This is a genomic window from Candidatus Pelagibacter sp. HIMB1493 (genome assembly GCF_052047995.1).
In the GTDB taxonomy this organism is placed as follows: domain Bacteria; phylum Pseudomonadota; class Alphaproteobacteria; order Pelagibacterales; family Pelagibacteraceae; genus Pelagibacter.
This window is the reverse complement of sequence record NZ_JBNAIP010000001.1, coordinates 874,576-890,728: the sequence shown is the minus strand read 5'-3', so window position 1 is coordinate 890,728 and position 16,153 is coordinate 874,576. Positions and strand designations below refer to the sequence as shown.

Sequence of the window (16,153 nt, the reverse complement as noted above, 5' to 3'; positions counted from 1 at the left end):
TGGGCCGTTAGCTCAATAGTAGAGTACTGCATTGACATTGCAGGGGTAGTTGGAGCGTAACCAACACGGCCCACCATTCTTATAATGATGTATCAATTTAAAAACCCATTTATAATAAATCCAGCTATCCATAGAATTTTTAATAACATTGCTTGCTATACTTTATTTTCTTATTACTTATCAAAATACTCATAAGTTAACTCAATATTCATAAATTTTTTCTAAAAACTCAAACTTAATATTACTTAAGTCTTAATTTTGGAATATATTTTAAAAAATTATATATAAAAAAATATTTCAAAATCTTAATGGATAAAATAAAAGATTTAGATGTTCTTTTTGCTGGTTGTGCAAAAAATTGTGAAAAATATTTGCCTAAGGTTTTAGAAAATATTAGCCATTATGGGAAAATTTTTAAAAAAACATCAAAAATAATTATTGAAAATGGTTCAACTGACAAAACAAAAGATATCTTAGATCAAATTAAAAATGAAGATAATATTATTTTATTTAAAGATGAATTTGATAAGATAAAACAAAGAACCATTAGACTATCCTATGCAAGAAATTTAATTATTGATGAAATTAAAAAAAGTGAAAAATTTAATAATTTTGATTTATTAATCCTTTTGGATCTAGATGATAGAGCACTCTTTCAAATTGAACATCAAAACCTAATTAAAGCGATTAACTTTCTTTACTCATCAGAAAAGATTGCAGCTGTATTTGCCAATCAACCTAATCAATATTATGATGTTTGGGCTCTTTTAGATGATCTATATTGTAAAAATGATTTTTGGTCAGAATCATTAAAATATACTTTGATGAAATTAAATTCTGATGAACCAATTACTTTTGAGATTTTAAAAGATTTAAAAACTAATTTTTTAGATAAAACTAAAATTTTTTTTCATCAAGATGATGAACCTCATAAAGTGCATTCAGCCTTTGGTGGTTTTGGAATATATAAAATAAAAGATATATTAAAAAATAAAAAAAAGTATGTTGGCGAACAATATTTTCCAATCAAATTTAAAGATGGCACAAAAAAAAATGTTCATTATCAAAAAAGCGAACATGTGAGTTTTAATTTAGGATTAAAAGAAATGGGTTATGAATTATATATTTTACCATACTTAATTAATTCAAAGCCAAATATAAGTAATTATAAGCCAGAGGCAGCCTTTCAATTTATAATTAATAAAAATGAAATACTAAAACTATAAAATGAAATTAGAAAATAAATACATAAAAATTATTAATACAGTTTATGGAAAGATTGTTATTAATATTAATGATAGATTTATTGGCAAATCATTTAGTGAAAATAAATATTGGGGGATAGAAGATATAAAAGTTATATCTAAATTTATTGAATATAAATGTAAAAATAAAAAAAAAATAATTTTTTATGATGTTGGTGCTAATATCGGAAGTCATACTTTAGCATTATCAAAAATATTTAATAATAAAATATTTATAAGATCATTCGAAGCACAATATACAGTTCACAACATGCTTAAAGAAACCATTAAAATTAATAATTTAAAGAATATTAAACTTTATCATAATGCTGTTAGTAATAAAAATGGAGAGACAATAAAAATTGAGCTACCTAGTTACTCAAAAATTAATAATTTTGGCGCTTTAGAATTAATTAAACCATATAAAAACTCAGATAATAATTTGTTAAATAAAGATGGAGCCTATGAGGAAGTTAAAACTATTTCTTTAGATAGTTTTGATGAAGAAGTTGATTTTATTAAAATGGATATAGAGGGTATGGAGCACTTTGCTTTAAAAGGATCTAAAGAGTTAATTTTGAAATATAGGCCTTATTTATATGTTGAGCTAAGAAAAACTAAAAAAGATGAATTAATAACTTTCTTTAAAGAAAATAAATATGAAATATATCAAAAAGGATTAGATGCATATATTTTACCGATTGAGTCTAAAATTAACATTAAAGGATTAAATAAATTATAATAAATATATAAAATTAAGTATTTTTTAATATCAAAACTTAATTAAATTTGAGTTATCAAATTTTTTTAGTGATGAGAAATCATACATTTTAATTATCTTTTTAAAAAAATCATAATTGTAAAACTCAAAATTTCTTACATTCGTGTTTAGTTTAATGAATGTTTTAAATTTAATTTCAGGTATTAGGTCGATGGAATTTTCATCCATAAAGTAATTTAAAGTTGCCATCAATGTTTCATGGTCCGAGGTAATATCTTCATAATTTGCAAATTTCAGTATATTGTTGTCTTTTTTTAAAATATGTGAAGCATCTATAATATATTTTTTTATAAAGCCATCGTAATATTTAATTTGTTTTTTAAAAAATTCTTCCCAGATTATTTTTTTATCAATATTAGGATTTCTCTTAATCAAGCTCACTTCATTGAGTTTCCATCTTGAAATAATTGCTGGAACAGGATGTCTTATTAATGAGAAATATTTTACTCCTTCTTTTTTAATTATTGGCTCATTTAATAAAAAATCGTGTGTTTTTTGAATTCTTTTACCAGCTTTACAAATTTGCCTTTGAGATAAATGAAGATCTTTTCCAGCACAGTCTATTTTGTTTCCTAATTGATCTTCGCATTTATATTTTTCACAATAAGAAATATTTTTATAGACTCTACTTAATGTATTAATTACAAAATGATGACCAGATCTAGGAAAAGAAGCAAATATTATCATATTTATTTAATGTTTATATAGATTATAATTAATTTGATATTTATAAGAAGTATTATAAAAAATAATTTAACTAAGGGCCTGTAGCTCAGTTGGTTAGAGCAGTACACTCATAATGTATTGGTCCCAGGTTCGAGTCCTGGCGGGCCCACCAAAACGTTAAGTATTTTCAATAACAATTTCAACATTCCTATCTTCAACACTCAAAAAAGACTCTATCAAAAAACAAGCATTTGTGTAACAAAAATAAAATTAGTGTAGCCCAAATTGAGTCCAATCTTTTTTAGATATGTATTAGTTGTATTTGAAGAAATAGAGTTATTTCTTTTTTGAAATTTCTGACATTTCTTTTTTTGTAAATTCAAATTCGTAAAGATTCTTCATTAACATTTGAAAAAGAGCATCAGCTGAAACTGGATTTTTATCTTTAAGTTCTGGAAAATTAAAATTAATCTCGGTCTTAATTGAATTTTTTATTAATGAATAAATATCAGAAAAAGTCTCAATATCTTTTCTATCAATATCTTTAAATTCTTCTTCAATTGTGAATGTCATAGTATCAATTAACTTGAATAATAAATCGTTTTTTCTTATTTTGATTAGATCATCCTCATTTTCCATCCCAAACATTAACATAATAAAGACAATATTTAAGTTTATTATTAACTAATGAAACATTGGTTTTTGTATCCAATTTCTATTTTATTCATTTTTATAATAACAATCAGCTTACTAATTGGTGAGGATAAAGCTTGGGTCGATTGCTCAAATGAGAACGATTTATATCGTTATGTCAAAGAAGGATGGAAAGTAGACAAAGTTTTAAAAGATGGAGATGTTAATTATGGAAGAGATGGTACAAAATATTTCTATAAAAATGAATATCCTCAAATATGGATGTCCAGAGGGAATAAAATAAAAGCATTAAATTTTGGTTGGAGATGTTATTTTTTAGAAGGTGCAGAACTTAATTTTACTAGAGCAAATTATCAATCTTATAAAGCAGAAAAATATGGAGATGTAATTGCAAAATATGAAATAGAAAATGAAGAGTATGTAATTACACAAGAAGCTACTTATCAAGAACTATGGAAAATAAGCCCTAACACAAAAGAAAAGAAATCAATAAAGAAAGCTTTTAGTATTGAAAAGTTTGCTGAACACTGTGAAATGATTGGAAAAAATCCATTATTTTTTGCAACTGTTAAGGAATATTATTTTTCTGGTGGGTGGGCAGAGCCAAGTCATTTAACAATATTTGATTTAACTGGCAAAAAGGTAGGTATAGCTCCTGACTGGGAGTATGCAGAACAGTTTTGTGAATTTTATTAGCACTATTTTATGATTATATATTTAGATAAAAAATGCGTGTATGAAATAACTTATTTAAATCTTTCTGGATATTTATCGGTTAGAGAAATCAAAATTAAATCGATAGATAAAAAATATATTGTGGCATTTGATAACATATGCAATGAATTAAGAACTTTCAAAAAAAGTGGAATTAAATCAATTAAATTATTAAATAACTAAATAAATATGGGAATTTTTGACTCATTAAAAAGATTGATAACAAATGTATTTAGACCTTAATAGAGGTACCATTGAGCTTCTAAAAATACCTTTAGTTTAAAAAGGGGACCCATACAATTTCAAAATTAGGTACTTATAGTTTGGCTTATAGTGTTTGATCTAAACGTTTATAATTCACATTTTGAAAATATTTTTTTCAAATTTTTTTGATATCGACTCCTAGAATTCCTGCTAATCCTTTATTTTTTTCTTCATCACTTCGACGTTTATCTTCAAATATTTTTTTTCCTAATGCTTCTAAACGTGGATCTTTGGGAAAAGGTTTTAATATTTCTAGATCAAGAGTAGGGGTAGGAATTACGGGTAATATAATCTTGGTTTTTTTCTTAAACGGTTTTTCCTTTTTAGGATCATAACCATAAGCTCTACTATTGGCTAAACGTTTCTTAACTCCATCAATCATCTTACCCCTTTGTAAGATATTTGGTTTTATTTGACCAAGAGCTGCAAGGTTTTTATCTTCTGCAGCTATTGCTTTATCAAAATCCTTTCCTAGCTTAACGTTGTCATAAGTTTCGGTATAATATTTGATACGTCTTAAAATATTTGGATCTTTATTGATTTCTGCTTCTGATATTTCACGTTCAGATCTTATATTTACTTTTGATCCACTATAGATATTATTTTTAATTTTCATTGCCTTTAATCATTTCCTGCAGCTCTTCTTCGGTAACTGCTTCCATTGGGTTTATTGCTTTTAAACGTCTAGTTAAATATCTGACTTTCCATTTCTCGTGATAAACATCTGATTCTAGACGCATAATTAATTGTTGCGCATCCATTAATCGATCATAGTTTTTGGCTAATTTTTTAACAGCAAATCCTAAATCTTTTAATGCAGATTTCATTTCTTTATCGCTCATTGCTTCCGTTAGTTTTTCCATTTTTTTTCCTTTGCTCTTCATTGTGTTTTTGTTTCCTCTCAACCAAATCTTTTCCTTTAGGTGTTAAAATATGTTCGTAATCTAATAACATCTTATTCATTGCGTCCTCTAATTCCTCCGAGGACATTGAATCATAATCAGGACCATTTTTATTTTTAATGATCTGTCGGTCTATGTAGTAACCTGCAACTTTGCCTCTTAATTCCTCTGCACGTAAAGCAACGCCAACCATTTTATTTTGCTCTGCAAGCTGACCTAAATAATGCAATCGTGCCATATGCTTATCAGGATCAATATTATTTTTTAATCGAAAGTCCTCTTGCAGTTTGCCAATATAACTAACAACGTGTGGGGATATTCTGGGATTTAATAATTCATATGCTCTCTGATATGCACTATCTGCAGAATAACCTGCTTTGATAGCGCATTCAGTGTTTGATAAACTTTGATTGCCATATTTAGCTTCTACGTAATAACGAGCAAACTTCTTTTGCAAATCCGTTAATGGTTTATCAATTAACTCCATTAATAATTACCACTTTGTTTGTTTTCTTCGTCATAAAGTCCCTCCTGAACTAATATCTTTATTGTTTTATAAACGTTGGCCTTACTCATTCCCTCTTTCTTGTTATCAATTATTTGTGCAGGTAATTTTCCTGCTTTTAATTGATTCCATATTTTACGTTGAGTTTTAGAAAGTTTAGGAAACAACAACCAAGAACCTGTGGTTCGATTAATTATTGCTGTACGTTCTTTTGAGTGGGTGGTGTTCATATGTTCTCGCCACTTCAAAAAAGAAATAGTCATTTGAGTATGATTATCTTCGTAATCCTCAACACTTTCTTTTTCATCAGGGGTGGTAAGTTTCATATCAATATCGATTGAACGTTCTTTAATGTTACTTCCAGAAGCTGTTGCACCCTCTTTTGTTGGGTGGTGTAAAAACGTAACGTGGTAACCTTTATTTCGCAAACGAGATAACCAATGCATAAGCTCAACCCAATCAGCACCCTCTTTTTCTTGCATCAGGGTTAATGCTGTAATGTTGTCTAAATAGATGACAGGTTTAATTTTTGTAAGTTTTTCTATTTCTTTTGCAGCTATCTCAACGTTGAGTCTTCCAACTTCTTTGGTTAATGATTCAAAATGCATATGATCTTGAATTGCTAACGTAGCAAAGAACATAAAATTCATATTCAACTCTTCACCAGCCATTTCGTATGCGTCCTGGATATCAAATATTCTTTTCTTAATACTTGCAGAGTCCATTTCACCCTCTACGTAAAGGACAGGTGTTTTATGTCCGTTGTGTTTATACTTTAAAAAGTCCACTCCACTAGCAACTGCTGCTGCTTCGTGTAAGCAATAAAGAGTTTTACCTGTACCTGCTTTTGCAAAAACTTGACGTATTTGTCCTTTAGCTACTATTGGATTTAACAAGTATTCAGGTTCAGGAAAATCTTTAACAACAAACTGATGTCCGTTGTAAAACTTTATACCTGCTGCTGTTTTTTTTTCTTCAATGTTGGTTTTTTTTATTTCATCAAAACCTTTGAGGTTAGTATCAAGAAATTCTGCTAACTCTTTTATGGAGTAACAATCTTTTCCACTCTCATAATTATTCTGCTGCCTTTCAATACAAGAGAGTCTATTTTTGACCTCATTATCATTTGTTAGATCACATAACTTCTCCACGTATTTTAATCTTGTAGGCATTGGAATATCTGTTTGACTAGCCAATGCACCACCGAGCCTAAAATAAAAATGATTTCTCTGATCAAGGTTTATTGTATGTTTTAACAATTCTGAAAAAGCTGCAATCATTCTTAAATCAGTATCAAGAGCTGCAGGATCGAGAACCGTTGGTTCGACGTTATCAATTATAACCCTGTCTACACCTGCAATAATTGTTTGTGTGCCTGCAAGTGTTTCAATAACTGTTTCACCTTTCTTTGCTGCTTTTGGATAATGATATTCTTTAAACTTTACGTTTTCAGGAAGTTTATAAAGTTTATGTGTTGCAATAACTTTACCATTAACTTTTTTTCCAATGGTCAATGTTCGTGGCAATAGATCTATAAACTTATGAGCGTTGTATGATTTATCATCAAAATCAACGTCATAAATTCCTGATTCTTTATGAAAAGCACCGAGTCTATTTGCATCAAGCAACTCCTGATCGGTCCAATCATATGACCAAGAACCATTTTTAGTAACAGGGGATTTATCCCATTGATCGTCAGTTTTATTTACAGGTGTAAGAACGAGACCATAACTTTTAAATTTTTGTACGTTATCATTAGTAATCATTGTCTTATTCCTCCTTTAACTTTTCGATTAATTGAGCTTTACGTATTCGCTCTATGTAGTTGGTAAGATCTTCACCAGGCATTACATCGATACCTTTTTTATAAGAATCAATTAGATCTTCGTAACGTTCACCAACAGATCCACCATTATTGAGCTCTATTCGTTTGAGCTCATCAATTGGTTTATTCTTTAACCAATCAGAGAATGTTTGACCTTTCGTCTTTTCTTTCTCGTACATTTCTTTTAACGTTTCGAGCAGATCTTGCTGCACATCAAATTCAATCTTTTCAAGATCAGCTAATTTCATAAGCTTATCCTTTGAGATTTCTTTTCCTTTACGTTCGATATTATTCATCAGTTTGCCTCCTTAAATGTTGCGTCTTGGCAATCCTGACAAAGACCTGAAATTAAATATTCGTGCCTGCTTTTTTTATCTCTAAATTTATCGATATCGCATTCGCACCAACTGCATTTATTTTCGTTTATAGATTTTCTTAACTCTCTACGTAGTTTTGTAAGTTTGGTTAAGATGTTTTGAGTAGTAACTTTCTTATTTTGTTGAAAGTCCTGAAATAGCTCTTCGTTTAGAGCTCTTATTTTAGAGGTCATTAAATAACTCCTTTAACTAAATATGGGCTCAAATTAATTCTAGAGAACTAACAAGAGCCCATTCGTTAAAAGATGTTATTACTAATGATGAATCGTCTATAAACCTGAATAGGTTTTATTTCAATGTCATTAGTAAAAATCTTTTCTCTAGAAAAAATTTGATGTTATTTGTGTGGAGTGTCTTTTCTGACCTCGCATAAATTTTGAAGATTTATGAAACTTGTATAATTAACCTTATGCATATTTTCATATATAGGATCAAGCACTATTCACTAATCGCTTCTAAATATTTTAATTAAAAAAAGACTCTGGTTCGTGGTTTTTGAATCATTTATGAGATTACGACGCACCTTGGAACTATGAAATAGGGGTGACTTGTAATACCCTTTTGGAGTCTTGAGAGTGTCCGTCTATACATACGAGACTATGAGACTAATAATAATTATATTAAATCTCAAAGTCTCAAATACGTAGAGAAATACCTATGCGACCGAACCAATTGAATTAGACTCAAAGTTCAGGATTTGGTAATCTTTGGTGTATGGATACAAAACCATTTGAGTTAGGTAGGCCAGGTTCAGATCCAAATGATTGGATCAATTCAACAATTGATATTGCAGTTAACATACTTGCTCACCGACTAAAAACTTTGAAATTTTACAAAGATGAAGGAAAAAAAGTTAATGATTTAATAACTAGAGAATTATTAGGTCGATCTATATGGAAATATAGTGAAGCATACGGTAAGTTTAAAGGGTGCCCATTCTGGAGTGTTAAGGCTTACAATTTATTCTTGAAACAAAAATCATCATCAGTAGGAATTTTAGGAAAGTATTTACGACACGAGCATACATTTCCACAAAGATTGTTAATTGAAAAAATGTGGTCACTTAAAGATCCAACTAAAGAAAATATAAGAGAGCTTTATGATAAATTTGCTGTGGCAGCTGTTGTAACAAAAGAGGAAAACGACAAATTAAACAGTAAAGATGTTGGTTTGAGAGTATCAACTATCGATGAAAAAAATATCTGGTTAAGGTACAACAATCCCAAAATAAAAATTTTTATGATGGAAAATCCTTTAGAAAATCAATTTTATAAAAATCATTATTTATTGATGAAAAATGCTAAGGTCTTTAAATGAAAAACTTCCAAAAATATTTCAAAGAAAGCACGCCTGAAGCAACAATAGATAAGTACATCCAACTAGTTTTAAAAACCATTGATCCTGATGACGAAGTTGAGATTTATTATGACTTTGAAGAAGGAATGCAGAAAGTGAATATTAAAGTTTTGGATCGGGTTTTGCATTAATGCTCGAAGCCCTAATCATCATAGAACTAGCAGCCATAGCTGTGACTATGTATGTTAATTCGCAGTCTTAACGTTTAGTTTCAGGGTGTTGTCGAAGGTATTTAGATTTGGTAAATTTTTAATATGTTTAAAAAAGGTTCTAAATATACAAGAGTAGATGTTGGTTGGATTTGTTTGCCTGAAACAGGAAGACCAGCAGGTGGAGAATGGGATACTGGATATGTAAGAGTTGAAGATAAACTCATTATATTTATGAACATTGGTGTACCAGGAAAAACAGGTCACGATTTCAACAATTATTATGACAATCAAACCCAGCAAATTGTTTGGTATGGAAAACCTAAATCTCATTCTAATCAACCCACATTTAAAAAATTATTAAGTGGCGAACTAACCCCTTATTTTTTTGCAAGATGGGATACTAAAGATCCAGCATTTACATATTTAGGTATTGGAAAAATAGTTAGTTATAAGGATGGAGTTTATTGTAAAGATGGTAAAGGTAACGACTCTGAAACTATAGAATTACAATTAAACATCCAAGATTCAGGAGAGATAATTCAAGAAATAATCACTCCTGTAGATCAAACTCCAGCAAGTATAACAAAAACAATTTCATCAAAATCATCTGCTTATGCAAAAGAAAAAGAGTTAGAAAAATTTATGATTAAGAATTGGGATGAGATATCTTTGTCTGAAAACTATGATTTAGTTCCAAATAAATCTACAGGTAAGCCTGGTCAAAATTGGGCTGGTTCAGGTCCTTTAGATATTCTTGCGGTTAAAAAAGATAAATCTGAATTGTTAGTTATTGAATTAAAAAAAGGACAGGCGAGTGATGAGGTAGTTGGTCAAATTACTAGATATATGGGCTGGATAAAAAAGAATTTAGCAACAGAAAATCAGGAAGTTAAAGGATTAATAATAGCTTTAGAGGAAGATAGAAACATTAGATTGTCTTTAGATGTTGTAAATAACGTTAAATTTTTAAGATATAAAAAATTTGAACTGGTTGAATAGTTTCATATTTGATAACCTAAGATTATGAAAAAATTTTTAGGAAGTTTATTTTTTTTCTTTTTATTCAGCGTTAGTACTCAAGCTAAAATAATTAATTTTGATAAGTGTTGGTCACCAGATGAATTTAAAAGTTTTAAGCATCAAAAAGCGACATCAATTATAGAAAATCAAATGTTTGAAATAGACTTAAAAAAAATGAATGTAATCAGAACAACTATTTGGTCAGATGATTTCGTTAAGAAAAAGAAAGCTATGCAAAACAATAATATCAAAATAAATGCTAACAAAATAGACCAAGATATTGTCAAAATAAAAGCATACACAAAGGATTTTGTAACAACTAAACCTTTAAAATTATACTCTGGTGACAATACTTTTGAAGGTACCCAAGAATTTGTTTTTTATCTCAAAACAGGGAATGTTGAAACAACATTAAAAAGCGGTTTTAGTAGTACTGACACCGATAAATGTGATGAGTATTAAAAAAAAATTAATATCAGCTTTAATAATCAGTCTATTTTTTATCTCTAATTCTATATCTGCAACTCCATCATTTGAGGATTTTAAAATTAATACTAAAAATAAGATACATTCTAACCGTAATGTTAGTTATTTTATCAACCAGGGTTATAGTATTGTCCTTCAAGAAACTAGAGGAACAACCACAGCTTATGTTTTAAAAAAACTTGAAGATTATGTAGGTTGTCGATCAATAGGTCTTTCAAAAGATCAAACTTGTTACATAATTGAGCTTATCAAAAATTAACCAAGCTTATGCACAATGTCCTCTGCTTTGATGTTTGCATACACTTTTAACAATGTTCTAGGCTCTAAATGTCCACTTATAACCTGCGCTTCGGGTACTGATAAATTCTTGTCAGTAAATAATCTGCAGATACTTTCGTGCCTTAAATCGTGAAAATGTGCATCTTCAATTTCATAATGTTTCATTAATCTTTTCCACATCATTAAAATTGCATTAGCACTTTTACGTATAGGCAAATTATCTTTAAGCAGCTGCTGTGCTCTTTTTGTTAAAGGTATTGTTCGAGGTTTTACTTTTGCTTTTATAATCTTCAACATTGTTCCTGTAAAATGTTCAGGTTTAATGTTTGCAATTTCTGATCTTCTCATTGCAGTTTCTAAAGCTAACTCAATTATAAACTTCATATGTGGATCTGCTCTATTTCCACGTAGCAGTTTATGCAGCTCTTCCTTTGTAAATCGTCTATCTCTTGGTTCAGGATTTACAGGTCGTCTGATATGCAGCACAGGATTATCAAGGTTATAACCCCATTCTTTAAGAGCAATTGAGAACATATGTGAAATGATTGCTAAACGTCTATTAACGGAACTTGATTTAAGAGATTTTAAAGCTCTGTCTCTGTATGAAGCAAGCATTGAAGAATCAATTTTATTAATTGGAAAATTAACAAAACCCTCGGTTAATATGTACTTAACGAGCCTTGATTCCATTTCTTTAGAACGTTTAGTTACAATGATTTCATCTCTGTAACGTTCCAAGCATTCTTTGAATGTAGGATATTTTATTTTTTTAAGATTGTGCAGGTCTCGTTGAATATCTAATTCAATCTGCTTTGACCAAGCAATAGCATCAGCTTTCATTGTAAAACTTTGTGTACGTTGCGGATATCCAACCACTCGTACTATACTTTGCCATTTGTTATTTCGTCTTCGAATTGTCGCCATTTTTTATCCTTTCTTGTTAGCGAGTGTGTTCGAAATTGTGTAAATGGAATTGCTATTATTAAATTAGTTAGATACTATAACGTTAAAAAGGGTTCACGCAGTACACTCATAATGTATTGGTCCCAGGTTCGAGTCCTGGCGGGCCCACCAAAGTTATTTTTTTGAAATCCCTGCTAGTTTCTGCAAAAGATATATTTCTTTATCAGTTAAACCTTTTTTATTTAATTCAGCAATTATTGTCTTTTTAAGATTTTTTATTGCTAAAAATGAAAGAACACCAACACTTAAGGTAAGTAAAGAAATCCAAAAATTTGAGAAATTTATAAGCATTAAAAATATTGAAATTGCAGACCAAAAAACTGTTAAACCTATAACAATTATTTTTTGACTTTTTAAGTCTTTTATTTTTAAAAAAAACAGAAACATGAAAGTCAGGATTGTTAAAATTCCAGAAATTGCAAACCACAAAAACATTGAAATATCAGATGTACTTCCACCCACAAAAGTATCTTCTAATGCTTGGCTAACAAAGTATAAAATTATTCCTTTGTAAGATGTGTAAATTAAAAAAAATGAAGAAGTTACAGCTGAAATTAAAAGTATTGATTTAGTTGAAATCTTCAAAATTTATTAGCTATTTGAAAAATCTCTTAATTTTGAAATTAATGCATTGATGTCACCATCAGCGCTAAGGATAATTGAATTAAATTCCTCTTTCTGAGTTCTTGCTAAACTTAATCCTTCAATAATAAGATCTCTAATAAGTGGTTGGTCCTTATTTTTTGTATATATTCTCCAATCTATTTTGACAGCTGGCCTCTTATCAGTCGCCGCAAGAGTACTTGAGACTATAGTATAATTATCATTTATTTTTTTCTTTGAGTCTACGTTTATAATTGGATTAGAATACTCTGCCAATCTACTTGAGAAACTTTGTAAAAAATATTCAGTGAATACTTTTTCATATTCATTTTTTTGTAGGTCTGATGCACTTTTCCTATGTGCTCCAAGTGAATAGAAACCTATACCTTTTATATCAACTGTATCTAAAGCTATTGATTTCAATTTTTCCATTCTTTCTTCTTTTGTTAAACCACTGCTTAAAGTTTCAGCAGCTCTATTTACAGTAGATTGAACAAAAACATCTGCTTCTACCGAGAAACTGTTTGTTAAATTGAGATTAAACAAGACCAACAATATAAGTAATTTTTTCATTTTATTAGAATAATTAATTATTTGTTTTCAATTTCTTCCCAGCCATTATCATCTTCAAAAATTATTTCTAAGTTTCCTCTTTGAAGATTTTTAATTTTATTTTCTCTATCTTGTAAATATAAACTCCTGATAGAAGCATAAAAATCTATTGAATTTTTTTCAAGGTTTTCAAGTGACTCTATGTTATTTGCTCTAAATTCAATACCACTTATACCTTTAGATGCCAAATAAACTCCTTCACTCAAAAATTCATTGTTACCATGAGTAGAGGCATTATACCAAGGGTCTCCACCTAATACATTAACAAATGATCCTGCGGTATCTCTAACGGTAGATGGTCCTAGCACTGGAAGAACAAGATAGCAACCTGGTCCAAATCCCCATTTACCTAACGTTTGGCCGTAATCTTCTCTTTCATATTTTGGAAATCCCATTTTATTAGCAACATCAACTACTCCCAAAATTCCTATGGTACTATTTACCAATAATCTACCCGTATTAACAAATGCATTTCTAATATCACCTTGTAAAACATTATTCGGTATTGTTATCAAATTAGATAAATTTCTTACAACATTACTCGTACCTGTTTGAACTCCCTCTGGTAATTTTCTATATCCCTCTGCTATAGGTTTTAACAATGTTCTATCAAGACCTTGGTTAAATGAAAAAGTTGTTCTATTTAATTTTTCAAAGCAGTCTCTAGTTTTTGTTACTTGCTCAGTTTTTTTTTTCTTTAAAGTGACTTCTCCATCTGATCCAGCATAGGCATTAAATCCTTGTAGGAAAATTAGAACAGAAATTATTAAGATTTTTTTAATCATTGCTCATCTTATATTATATAAATTTTTATATTAAAGTGTTTTTTAAATTAGAAAAATGTCGATAAAGTGTTTAATAATTGTTGAAAATAGACCCCAAATTGAGCATGAAAATAAATCCAAATTATTCACCTAATTTTGATTTAAAAAAAAGAAGTTTAGATAAAATTAATTTCATTATTTTTCATTATACAGGAATGAAAAATGAGAAAAAAGCTATTGATAAATTATTAGATATTAAGTCCAAAGTAAGTTGTCATTACTTTATAAAAAATAATGGTGAAATTTTAAGAATGGTTCCTGACTCATATACTGCTTGGCATGCAGGTGTTTCTAGTTGGAAAAAGTTTAAATCCTTAAATAAAAATTCTATTGGAATTGAAATAAATAATCCTGGTCATGAGTTTAAGTATAAAAAATTTTCAAAAAAACAAATTTATTCTGTGTTAAAATTGACAAGATATTTAATTAAAAAATATAACATTCCCTCCAATTGTATATTGGGTCATTCTGATATAGCTCCAGATAGAAAAAAAGATCCAGGTGAAAAATTTCCATGGCAATTCTTATCAAAACATAAAATTGGAAACTGGCATAATTTAGACTTAAATAAAATAAAAAAAGGCAGGAGTTTGAATATAAACAATTTATTCAAATTAAAATTTATAAACAATCTTTATAAAATTGGATATCCTAAGAACTCAAAAATAAATAAAAATAAATACATCAAAAATATCACTGTTGCATTTCAAAGAAGATTTAGACAAGAATTGATAGATGGGAAAATTGATAAAGAATGTTTGTTAATAAGCGAAAATCTAATAAAAAAGTTTAATTAAATTGTCTTGTAATTTTTAAGTTTAATTATAAGTTCACTCTGCCAGATAAATGACTTATCGCTTTAATTTATTTTAAAGAGGAAAGTCCGGGCTCTACAAGGACACAGTGCCAGGTAATGCCTGGCGGAGGAAACTCTAGGGATAGTGCCACAGAAAATAAACCGCCATAACATGGCAAGGGTGAAAAGGTGTGGTAAGAGCGCACCGGTTCTATTGGTAACAATGAACGCTGGAAAACCCCACTGGGAGCAAGACTAAGTAGAGATGACATTGTTGAAAAACTAAAAGCCGTCCTTGGCTAGTCATCAGGGTTAGTTGCTTGAGCTTAAGAGTGATCTTAAGCCTAGACAAATGATAAGTTTAAATGACAGAACCCGGCTTATAGTTTATCTGGCACTTCACAGTTTAAAGAACGAAAAAATAAAATATTAATATAATTATCTTTATAGCTAGAAGTATAAATTTAAATGTAGCTTGAATACGCATCCTTATTATCTCAGCAAACAAATAAATGAAAGAGCTCGTCAATTTCAAACCATTATTTTAAATTTTCCTCAAAAAATGACTTTAATTGAGCGTTGAATCAACATTTGACTATCATTTTAAATACCCATATATTCCCAAATATTCCCATTTATGGAATTTATAAAATTAAAAATACATGTTTTTATCTACTTACGAGAACAAATTGGACAAAAAGGGGAGAGTATCTGTGCCTGCTAGCTTCAGATCTCATTTGTCGAATTTAGGTTATAATGGAGTAATTTGTTATCCATCTTTTAATAATTCCTCGATAGAAGCATGTTCTCAAGACAGAATTGAAAAAATTTCTTCTGCGATAGACTCTTTAAATCCTTTTGAGGAAAAAAGAGATTATTTTGCAACATCAATATTAGCCGAAAGCACTAATTTACAGTTTGATAGTGAAGGTAGAATTTCTCTTTCATCAAAATTATTAAAACATGCAAAAATAAAAAATAGCATGTTGTTTGTTGGTCAAGGTCAAACCTTTCAAATTTGGGAACCAACAGCATTTGAAAAATTTAAGACATCAGCAAGAAAAAAAGCAAATTTAAATCGAGCAAGTCTTAAATGGGAAAAACACTTTAACAATAATGAGGGGAAATAA

The 16,153-nt window shown here is 29.1% G+C and carries 23 protein-coding genes, 2 tRNA genes and 1 other RNA gene; 14 read left to right on the top strand and 12 right to left on the bottom strand.

Annotated elements, in window-relative coordinates:
- Position 1 precedes the first annotated feature (1 nt).
- The 3 genes from ACTTBK_RS04815 to ACTTBK_RS04805 all read left to right on the top strand — a co-directional run bounded on the left by ACTTBK_RS04815 (position 2) and on the right by ACTTBK_RS04805 (position 1,986).
- Positions 2–76 (top strand) — tRNA-Val (locus ACTTBK_RS04815).
- Positions 77–308: 232 nt separating this feature from the next.
- A complete protein-coding gene (locus tag ACTTBK_RS04810) occupies positions 309–1,226 on the top strand; it encodes a glycosyltransferase family A protein (protein WP_440618839.1) in 918 nt (305 codons plus the stop codon).
- A gap of 1 nt (position 1,227) precedes the next feature.
- Positions 1,228–1,986, top strand: coding sequence for an FkbM family methyltransferase (locus tag ACTTBK_RS04805; RefSeq protein WP_440618837.1), 759 nt, complete (start codon positions 1,228–1,230; stop codon positions 1,984–1,986).
- 30 nt (positions 1,987–2,016) lie between these two features.
- Here the strand turns inward: ACTTBK_RS04805 and ACTTBK_RS04800 are convergent, their stop codons facing one another.
- Positions 2,017–2,712 (bottom strand): hypothetical protein, encoded by a 696-nt coding sequence (locus tag ACTTBK_RS04800; protein WP_440618836.1) that lies wholly within the window; start codon positions 2,710–2,712, stop codon positions 2,017–2,019.
- Positions 2,713–2,786: 74 nt separating this feature from the next.
- Here ACTTBK_RS04800 and ACTTBK_RS04795 point away from each other — a divergent pair.
- Positions 2,787–2,863 (top strand) — tRNA-Ile (locus tag ACTTBK_RS04795).
- A 164-nt stretch (positions 2,864–3,027) separates the two neighbouring features.
- Here ACTTBK_RS04795 and ACTTBK_RS04790 read toward each other — a convergent pair.
- Entirely contained in the window at positions 3,028–3,330 is a 303-nt protein-coding gene (locus ACTTBK_RS04790) for a hypothetical protein (RefSeq protein WP_440618834.1), read from the bottom strand.
- A 48-nt stretch (positions 3,331–3,378) separates the two neighbouring features.
- On the opposite strand from ACTTBK_RS04790, the gene ACTTBK_RS04785 reads away from it, so the two are divergent.
- Both ACTTBK_RS04785 and ACTTBK_RS04780 read left to right on the top strand, forming a co-directional pair.
- On the top strand, positions 3,379–4,041 hold the full coding sequence (locus ACTTBK_RS04785; RefSeq protein ID WP_440618833.1) for a hypothetical protein: 663 nt from the start codon (positions 3,379–3,381) through the stop codon (positions 4,039–4,041).
- 9 nt (positions 4,042–4,050) lie between these two features.
- The gene (locus ACTTBK_RS04780) at positions 4,051–4,242 is read left to right on the top strand and encodes a hypothetical protein (RefSeq protein WP_440618832.1); all 192 of its coding nucleotides are present in this window, start codon (positions 4,051–4,053) and stop codon (positions 4,240–4,242) included.
- Positions 4,243–4,438: 196 nt separating this feature from the next.
- Here the strand turns inward: ACTTBK_RS04780 and ACTTBK_RS04775 are convergent, their stop codons facing one another.
- Genes ACTTBK_RS04775 through ACTTBK_RS04750 form a run of 6 tightly spaced genes read right to left on the bottom strand, consistent with a single transcriptional unit; the run spans position 4,439 to position 8,105 of the window.
- Positions 4,439–4,939, bottom strand: a complete 501-nt coding sequence (locus tag ACTTBK_RS04775) for a hypothetical protein (protein ID WP_440618831.1) — start codon at positions 4,937–4,939, stop codon at positions 4,439–4,441.
- Positions 4,929–5,186 carry a hypothetical protein gene (locus tag ACTTBK_RS04770; RefSeq protein WP_440618829.1) on the bottom strand — a complete coding sequence of 86 codons (258 nt, stop codon included), beginning with the start codon at positions 5,184–5,186 and terminating at the stop codon, positions 4,929–4,931. The genes ACTTBK_RS04775 and ACTTBK_RS04770 overlap by 11 nt, the downstream gene beginning before the upstream one ends.
- A complete protein-coding gene (locus ACTTBK_RS04765; protein WP_440618827.1) occupies positions 5,155–5,682 on the bottom strand; it encodes a terminase small subunit in 528 nt (175 codons plus the stop codon). The genes ACTTBK_RS04770 and ACTTBK_RS04765 overlap by 32 nt, the downstream gene beginning before the upstream one ends.
- A gap of 29 nt (positions 5,683–5,711) precedes the next feature.
- Positions 5,712–7,496 (bottom strand): AAA family ATPase, encoded by a 1,785-nt coding sequence (locus tag ACTTBK_RS04760; protein ID WP_440618826.1) that lies wholly within the window; start codon positions 7,494–7,496, stop codon positions 5,712–5,714.
- 4 nt (positions 7,497–7,500) lie between these two features.
- Complete coding sequence (locus ACTTBK_RS04755) at positions 7,501–7,851, bottom strand: hypothetical protein (protein ID WP_440618824.1); 351 nt, start codon at positions 7,849–7,851, stop codon at positions 7,501–7,503.
- Entirely contained in the window at positions 7,851–8,105 is a 255-nt protein-coding gene (locus tag ACTTBK_RS04750; RefSeq protein WP_440618822.1) for a hypothetical protein, read from the bottom strand. Before ACTTBK_RS04750 ends, ACTTBK_RS04755 begins: the two co-directional genes overlap by 1 nt.
- Positions 8,106–8,646: 541 nt before the next feature.
- On the opposite strand from ACTTBK_RS04750, the gene ACTTBK_RS04745 reads away from it, so the two are divergent.
- The 5 genes from ACTTBK_RS04745 (at position 8,647) to ACTTBK_RS04725 (ending at position 11,205) form a co-directional block, all read left to right on the top strand.
- Complete coding sequence (locus ACTTBK_RS04745) at positions 8,647–9,249, top strand: hypothetical protein (RefSeq protein WP_440618821.1); 603 nt, start codon at positions 8,647–8,649, stop codon at positions 9,247–9,249.
- Complete coding sequence (locus ACTTBK_RS04740) at positions 9,246–9,419, top strand: hypothetical protein (protein ID WP_440618819.1); 174 nt, start codon at positions 9,246–9,248, stop codon at positions 9,417–9,419. The genes ACTTBK_RS04745 and ACTTBK_RS04740 overlap by 4 nt, the downstream gene beginning before the upstream one ends.
- A gap of 123 nt (positions 9,420–9,542) precedes the next feature.
- A complete protein-coding gene (locus tag ACTTBK_RS04735) occupies positions 9,543–10,439 on the top strand; it encodes a DUF3427 domain-containing protein (protein WP_440618818.1) in 897 nt (298 codons plus the stop codon).
- A gap of 24 nt (positions 10,440–10,463) precedes the next feature.
- Positions 10,464–10,922 (top strand): hypothetical protein, encoded by a 459-nt coding sequence (locus tag ACTTBK_RS04730; protein ID WP_440618817.1) that lies wholly within the window; start codon positions 10,464–10,466, stop codon positions 10,920–10,922.
- Positions 10,912–11,205 carry a hypothetical protein gene (locus tag ACTTBK_RS04725; protein WP_440618816.1) on the top strand — a complete coding sequence of 98 codons (294 nt, stop codon included), beginning with the start codon at positions 10,912–10,914 and terminating at the stop codon, positions 11,203–11,205. Before ACTTBK_RS04730 ends, ACTTBK_RS04725 begins: the two co-directional genes overlap by 11 nt.
- On the opposite strand, the gene ACTTBK_RS04720 is transcribed toward ACTTBK_RS04725, so the two are convergent.
- The 4 genes from ACTTBK_RS04720 to ACTTBK_RS04705 all read right to left on the bottom strand — a co-directional run bounded on the left by ACTTBK_RS04720 (position 11,202) and on the right by ACTTBK_RS04705 (position 14,188).
- Positions 11,202–12,149, bottom strand: a complete 948-nt coding sequence (locus tag ACTTBK_RS04720) for a tyrosine-type recombinase/integrase (protein WP_440618815.1) — start codon at positions 12,147–12,149, stop codon at positions 11,202–11,204. The two genes, ACTTBK_RS04725 and ACTTBK_RS04720, sit on opposite strands and share 4 nt — an antisense overlap.
- Before the next feature lie 153 nt (positions 12,150–12,302).
- A complete protein-coding gene (locus tag ACTTBK_RS04715) occupies positions 12,303–12,773 on the bottom strand; it encodes a hypothetical protein (protein ID WP_440618814.1) in 471 nt (156 codons plus the stop codon).
- A gap of 6 nt (positions 12,774–12,779) precedes the next feature.
- Entirely contained in the window at positions 12,780–13,364 is a 585-nt protein-coding gene (locus ACTTBK_RS04710) for an MlaC/ttg2D family ABC transporter substrate-binding protein (protein ID WP_440618813.1), read from the bottom strand.
- Between the two features lie 17 nt (positions 13,365–13,381).
- The gene (locus tag ACTTBK_RS04705; protein WP_440618811.1) at positions 13,382–14,188 is read right to left on the bottom strand and encodes an MlaA family lipoprotein; all 807 of its coding nucleotides are present in this window, start codon (positions 14,186–14,188) and stop codon (positions 13,382–13,384) included.
- Positions 14,189–14,292: 104 nt separating this feature from the next.
- On the opposite strand from ACTTBK_RS04705, the gene ACTTBK_RS04700 reads away from it, so the two are divergent.
- The 3 genes from ACTTBK_RS04700 (at position 14,293) to mraZ (ending at position 16,153) form a co-directional block, all read left to right on the top strand.
- Complete coding sequence (locus ACTTBK_RS04700; protein ID WP_440618810.1) at positions 14,293–15,024, top strand: N-acetylmuramoyl-L-alanine amidase; 732 nt, start codon at positions 14,293–14,295, stop codon at positions 15,022–15,024.
- A gap of 41 nt (positions 15,025–15,065) precedes the next feature.
- Positions 15,066–15,422: RNase P RNA component class A (rnpB, locus tag ACTTBK_RS04695), an RNA gene on the top strand.
- A 263-nt stretch (positions 15,423–15,685) separates the two neighbouring features.
- Positions 15,686–16,153 (top strand): division/cell wall cluster transcriptional repressor MraZ, encoded by a 468-nt coding sequence (gene mraZ, locus ACTTBK_RS04690; RefSeq protein WP_440618809.1) that lies wholly within the window; start codon positions 15,686–15,688, stop codon positions 16,151–16,153.

Coding starts and splice junctions, on each gene's coding strand:
- ACTTBK_RS04810 (WP_440618839.1), top strand. CDS start 309: ATGGATAAAATAAAAGATTTAGATGTTCTTTTTGCTGGTTGTGCAAAA.
- ACTTBK_RS04805 (WP_440618837.1), top strand. CDS start 1,228: ATGAAATTAGAAAATAAATACATAAAAATTATTAATACAGTTTATGGA.
- ACTTBK_RS04800 (WP_440618836.1), bottom strand. CDS start 2,712: ATGATAATATTTGCTTCTTTTCCTAGATCTGGTCATCATTTTGTAATT.
- ACTTBK_RS04790 (WP_440618834.1), bottom strand. CDS start 3,330: ATGGAAAATGAGGATGATCTAATCAAAATAAGAAAAAACGATTTATTA.
- ACTTBK_RS04785 (WP_440618833.1), top strand. CDS start 3,379: ATGAAACATTGGTTTTTGTATCCAATTTCTATTTTATTCATTTTTATA.
- ACTTBK_RS04780 (WP_440618832.1), top strand. CDS start 4,051: ATGATTATATATTTAGATAAAAAATGCGTGTATGAAATAACTTATTTA.
- ACTTBK_RS04775 (WP_440618831.1), bottom strand. CDS start 4,939: ATGAAAATTAAAAATAATATCTATAGTGGATCAAAAGTAAATATAAGA.
- ACTTBK_RS04770 (WP_440618829.1), bottom strand. CDS start 5,186: ATGGAAAAACTAACGGAAGCAATGAGCGATAAAGAAATGAAATCTGCA.
- ACTTBK_RS04760 (WP_440618826.1), bottom strand. CDS start 7,496: ATGATTACTAATGATAACGTACAAAAATTTAAAAGTTATGGTCTCGTT.
- ACTTBK_RS04755 (WP_440618824.1), bottom strand. CDS start 7,851: ATGAATAATATCGAACGTAAAGGAAAAGAAATCTCAAAGGATAAGCTT.
- ACTTBK_RS04750 (WP_440618822.1), bottom strand. CDS start 8,105: ATGACCTCTAAAATAAGAGCTCTAAACGAAGAGCTATTTCAGGACTTT.
- ACTTBK_RS04745 (WP_440618821.1), top strand. CDS start 8,647: ATGGATACAAAACCATTTGAGTTAGGTAGGCCAGGTTCAGATCCAAAT.
- ACTTBK_RS04740 (WP_440618819.1), top strand. CDS start 9,246: ATGAAAAACTTCCAAAAATATTTCAAAGAAAGCACGCCTGAAGCAACA.
- ACTTBK_RS04735 (WP_440618818.1), top strand. CDS start 9,543: ATGTTTAAAAAAGGTTCTAAATATACAAGAGTAGATGTTGGTTGGATT.
- ACTTBK_RS04730 (WP_440618817.1), top strand. CDS start 10,464: ATGAAAAAATTTTTAGGAAGTTTATTTTTTTTCTTTTTATTCAGCGTT.
- ACTTBK_RS04725 (WP_440618816.1), top strand. CDS start 10,912: ATGAGTATTAAAAAAAAATTAATATCAGCTTTAATAATCAGTCTATTT.
- ACTTBK_RS04720 (WP_440618815.1), bottom strand. CDS start 12,149: ATGGCGACAATTCGAAGACGAAATAACAAATGGCAAAGTATAGTACGA.
- ACTTBK_RS04710 (WP_440618813.1), bottom strand. CDS start 13,364: ATGAAAAAATTACTTATATTGTTGGTCTTGTTTAATCTCAATTTAACA.
- ACTTBK_RS04705 (WP_440618811.1), bottom strand. CDS start 14,188: ATGATTAAAAAAATCTTAATAATTTCTGTTCTAATTTTCCTACAAGGA.
- ACTTBK_RS04700 (WP_440618810.1), top strand. CDS start 14,293: ATGAAAATAAATCCAAATTATTCACCTAATTTTGATTTAAAAAAAAGA.
- mraZ (WP_440618809.1), top strand. CDS start 15,686: ATGTTTTTATCTACTTACGAGAACAAATTGGACAAAAAGGGGAGAGTA.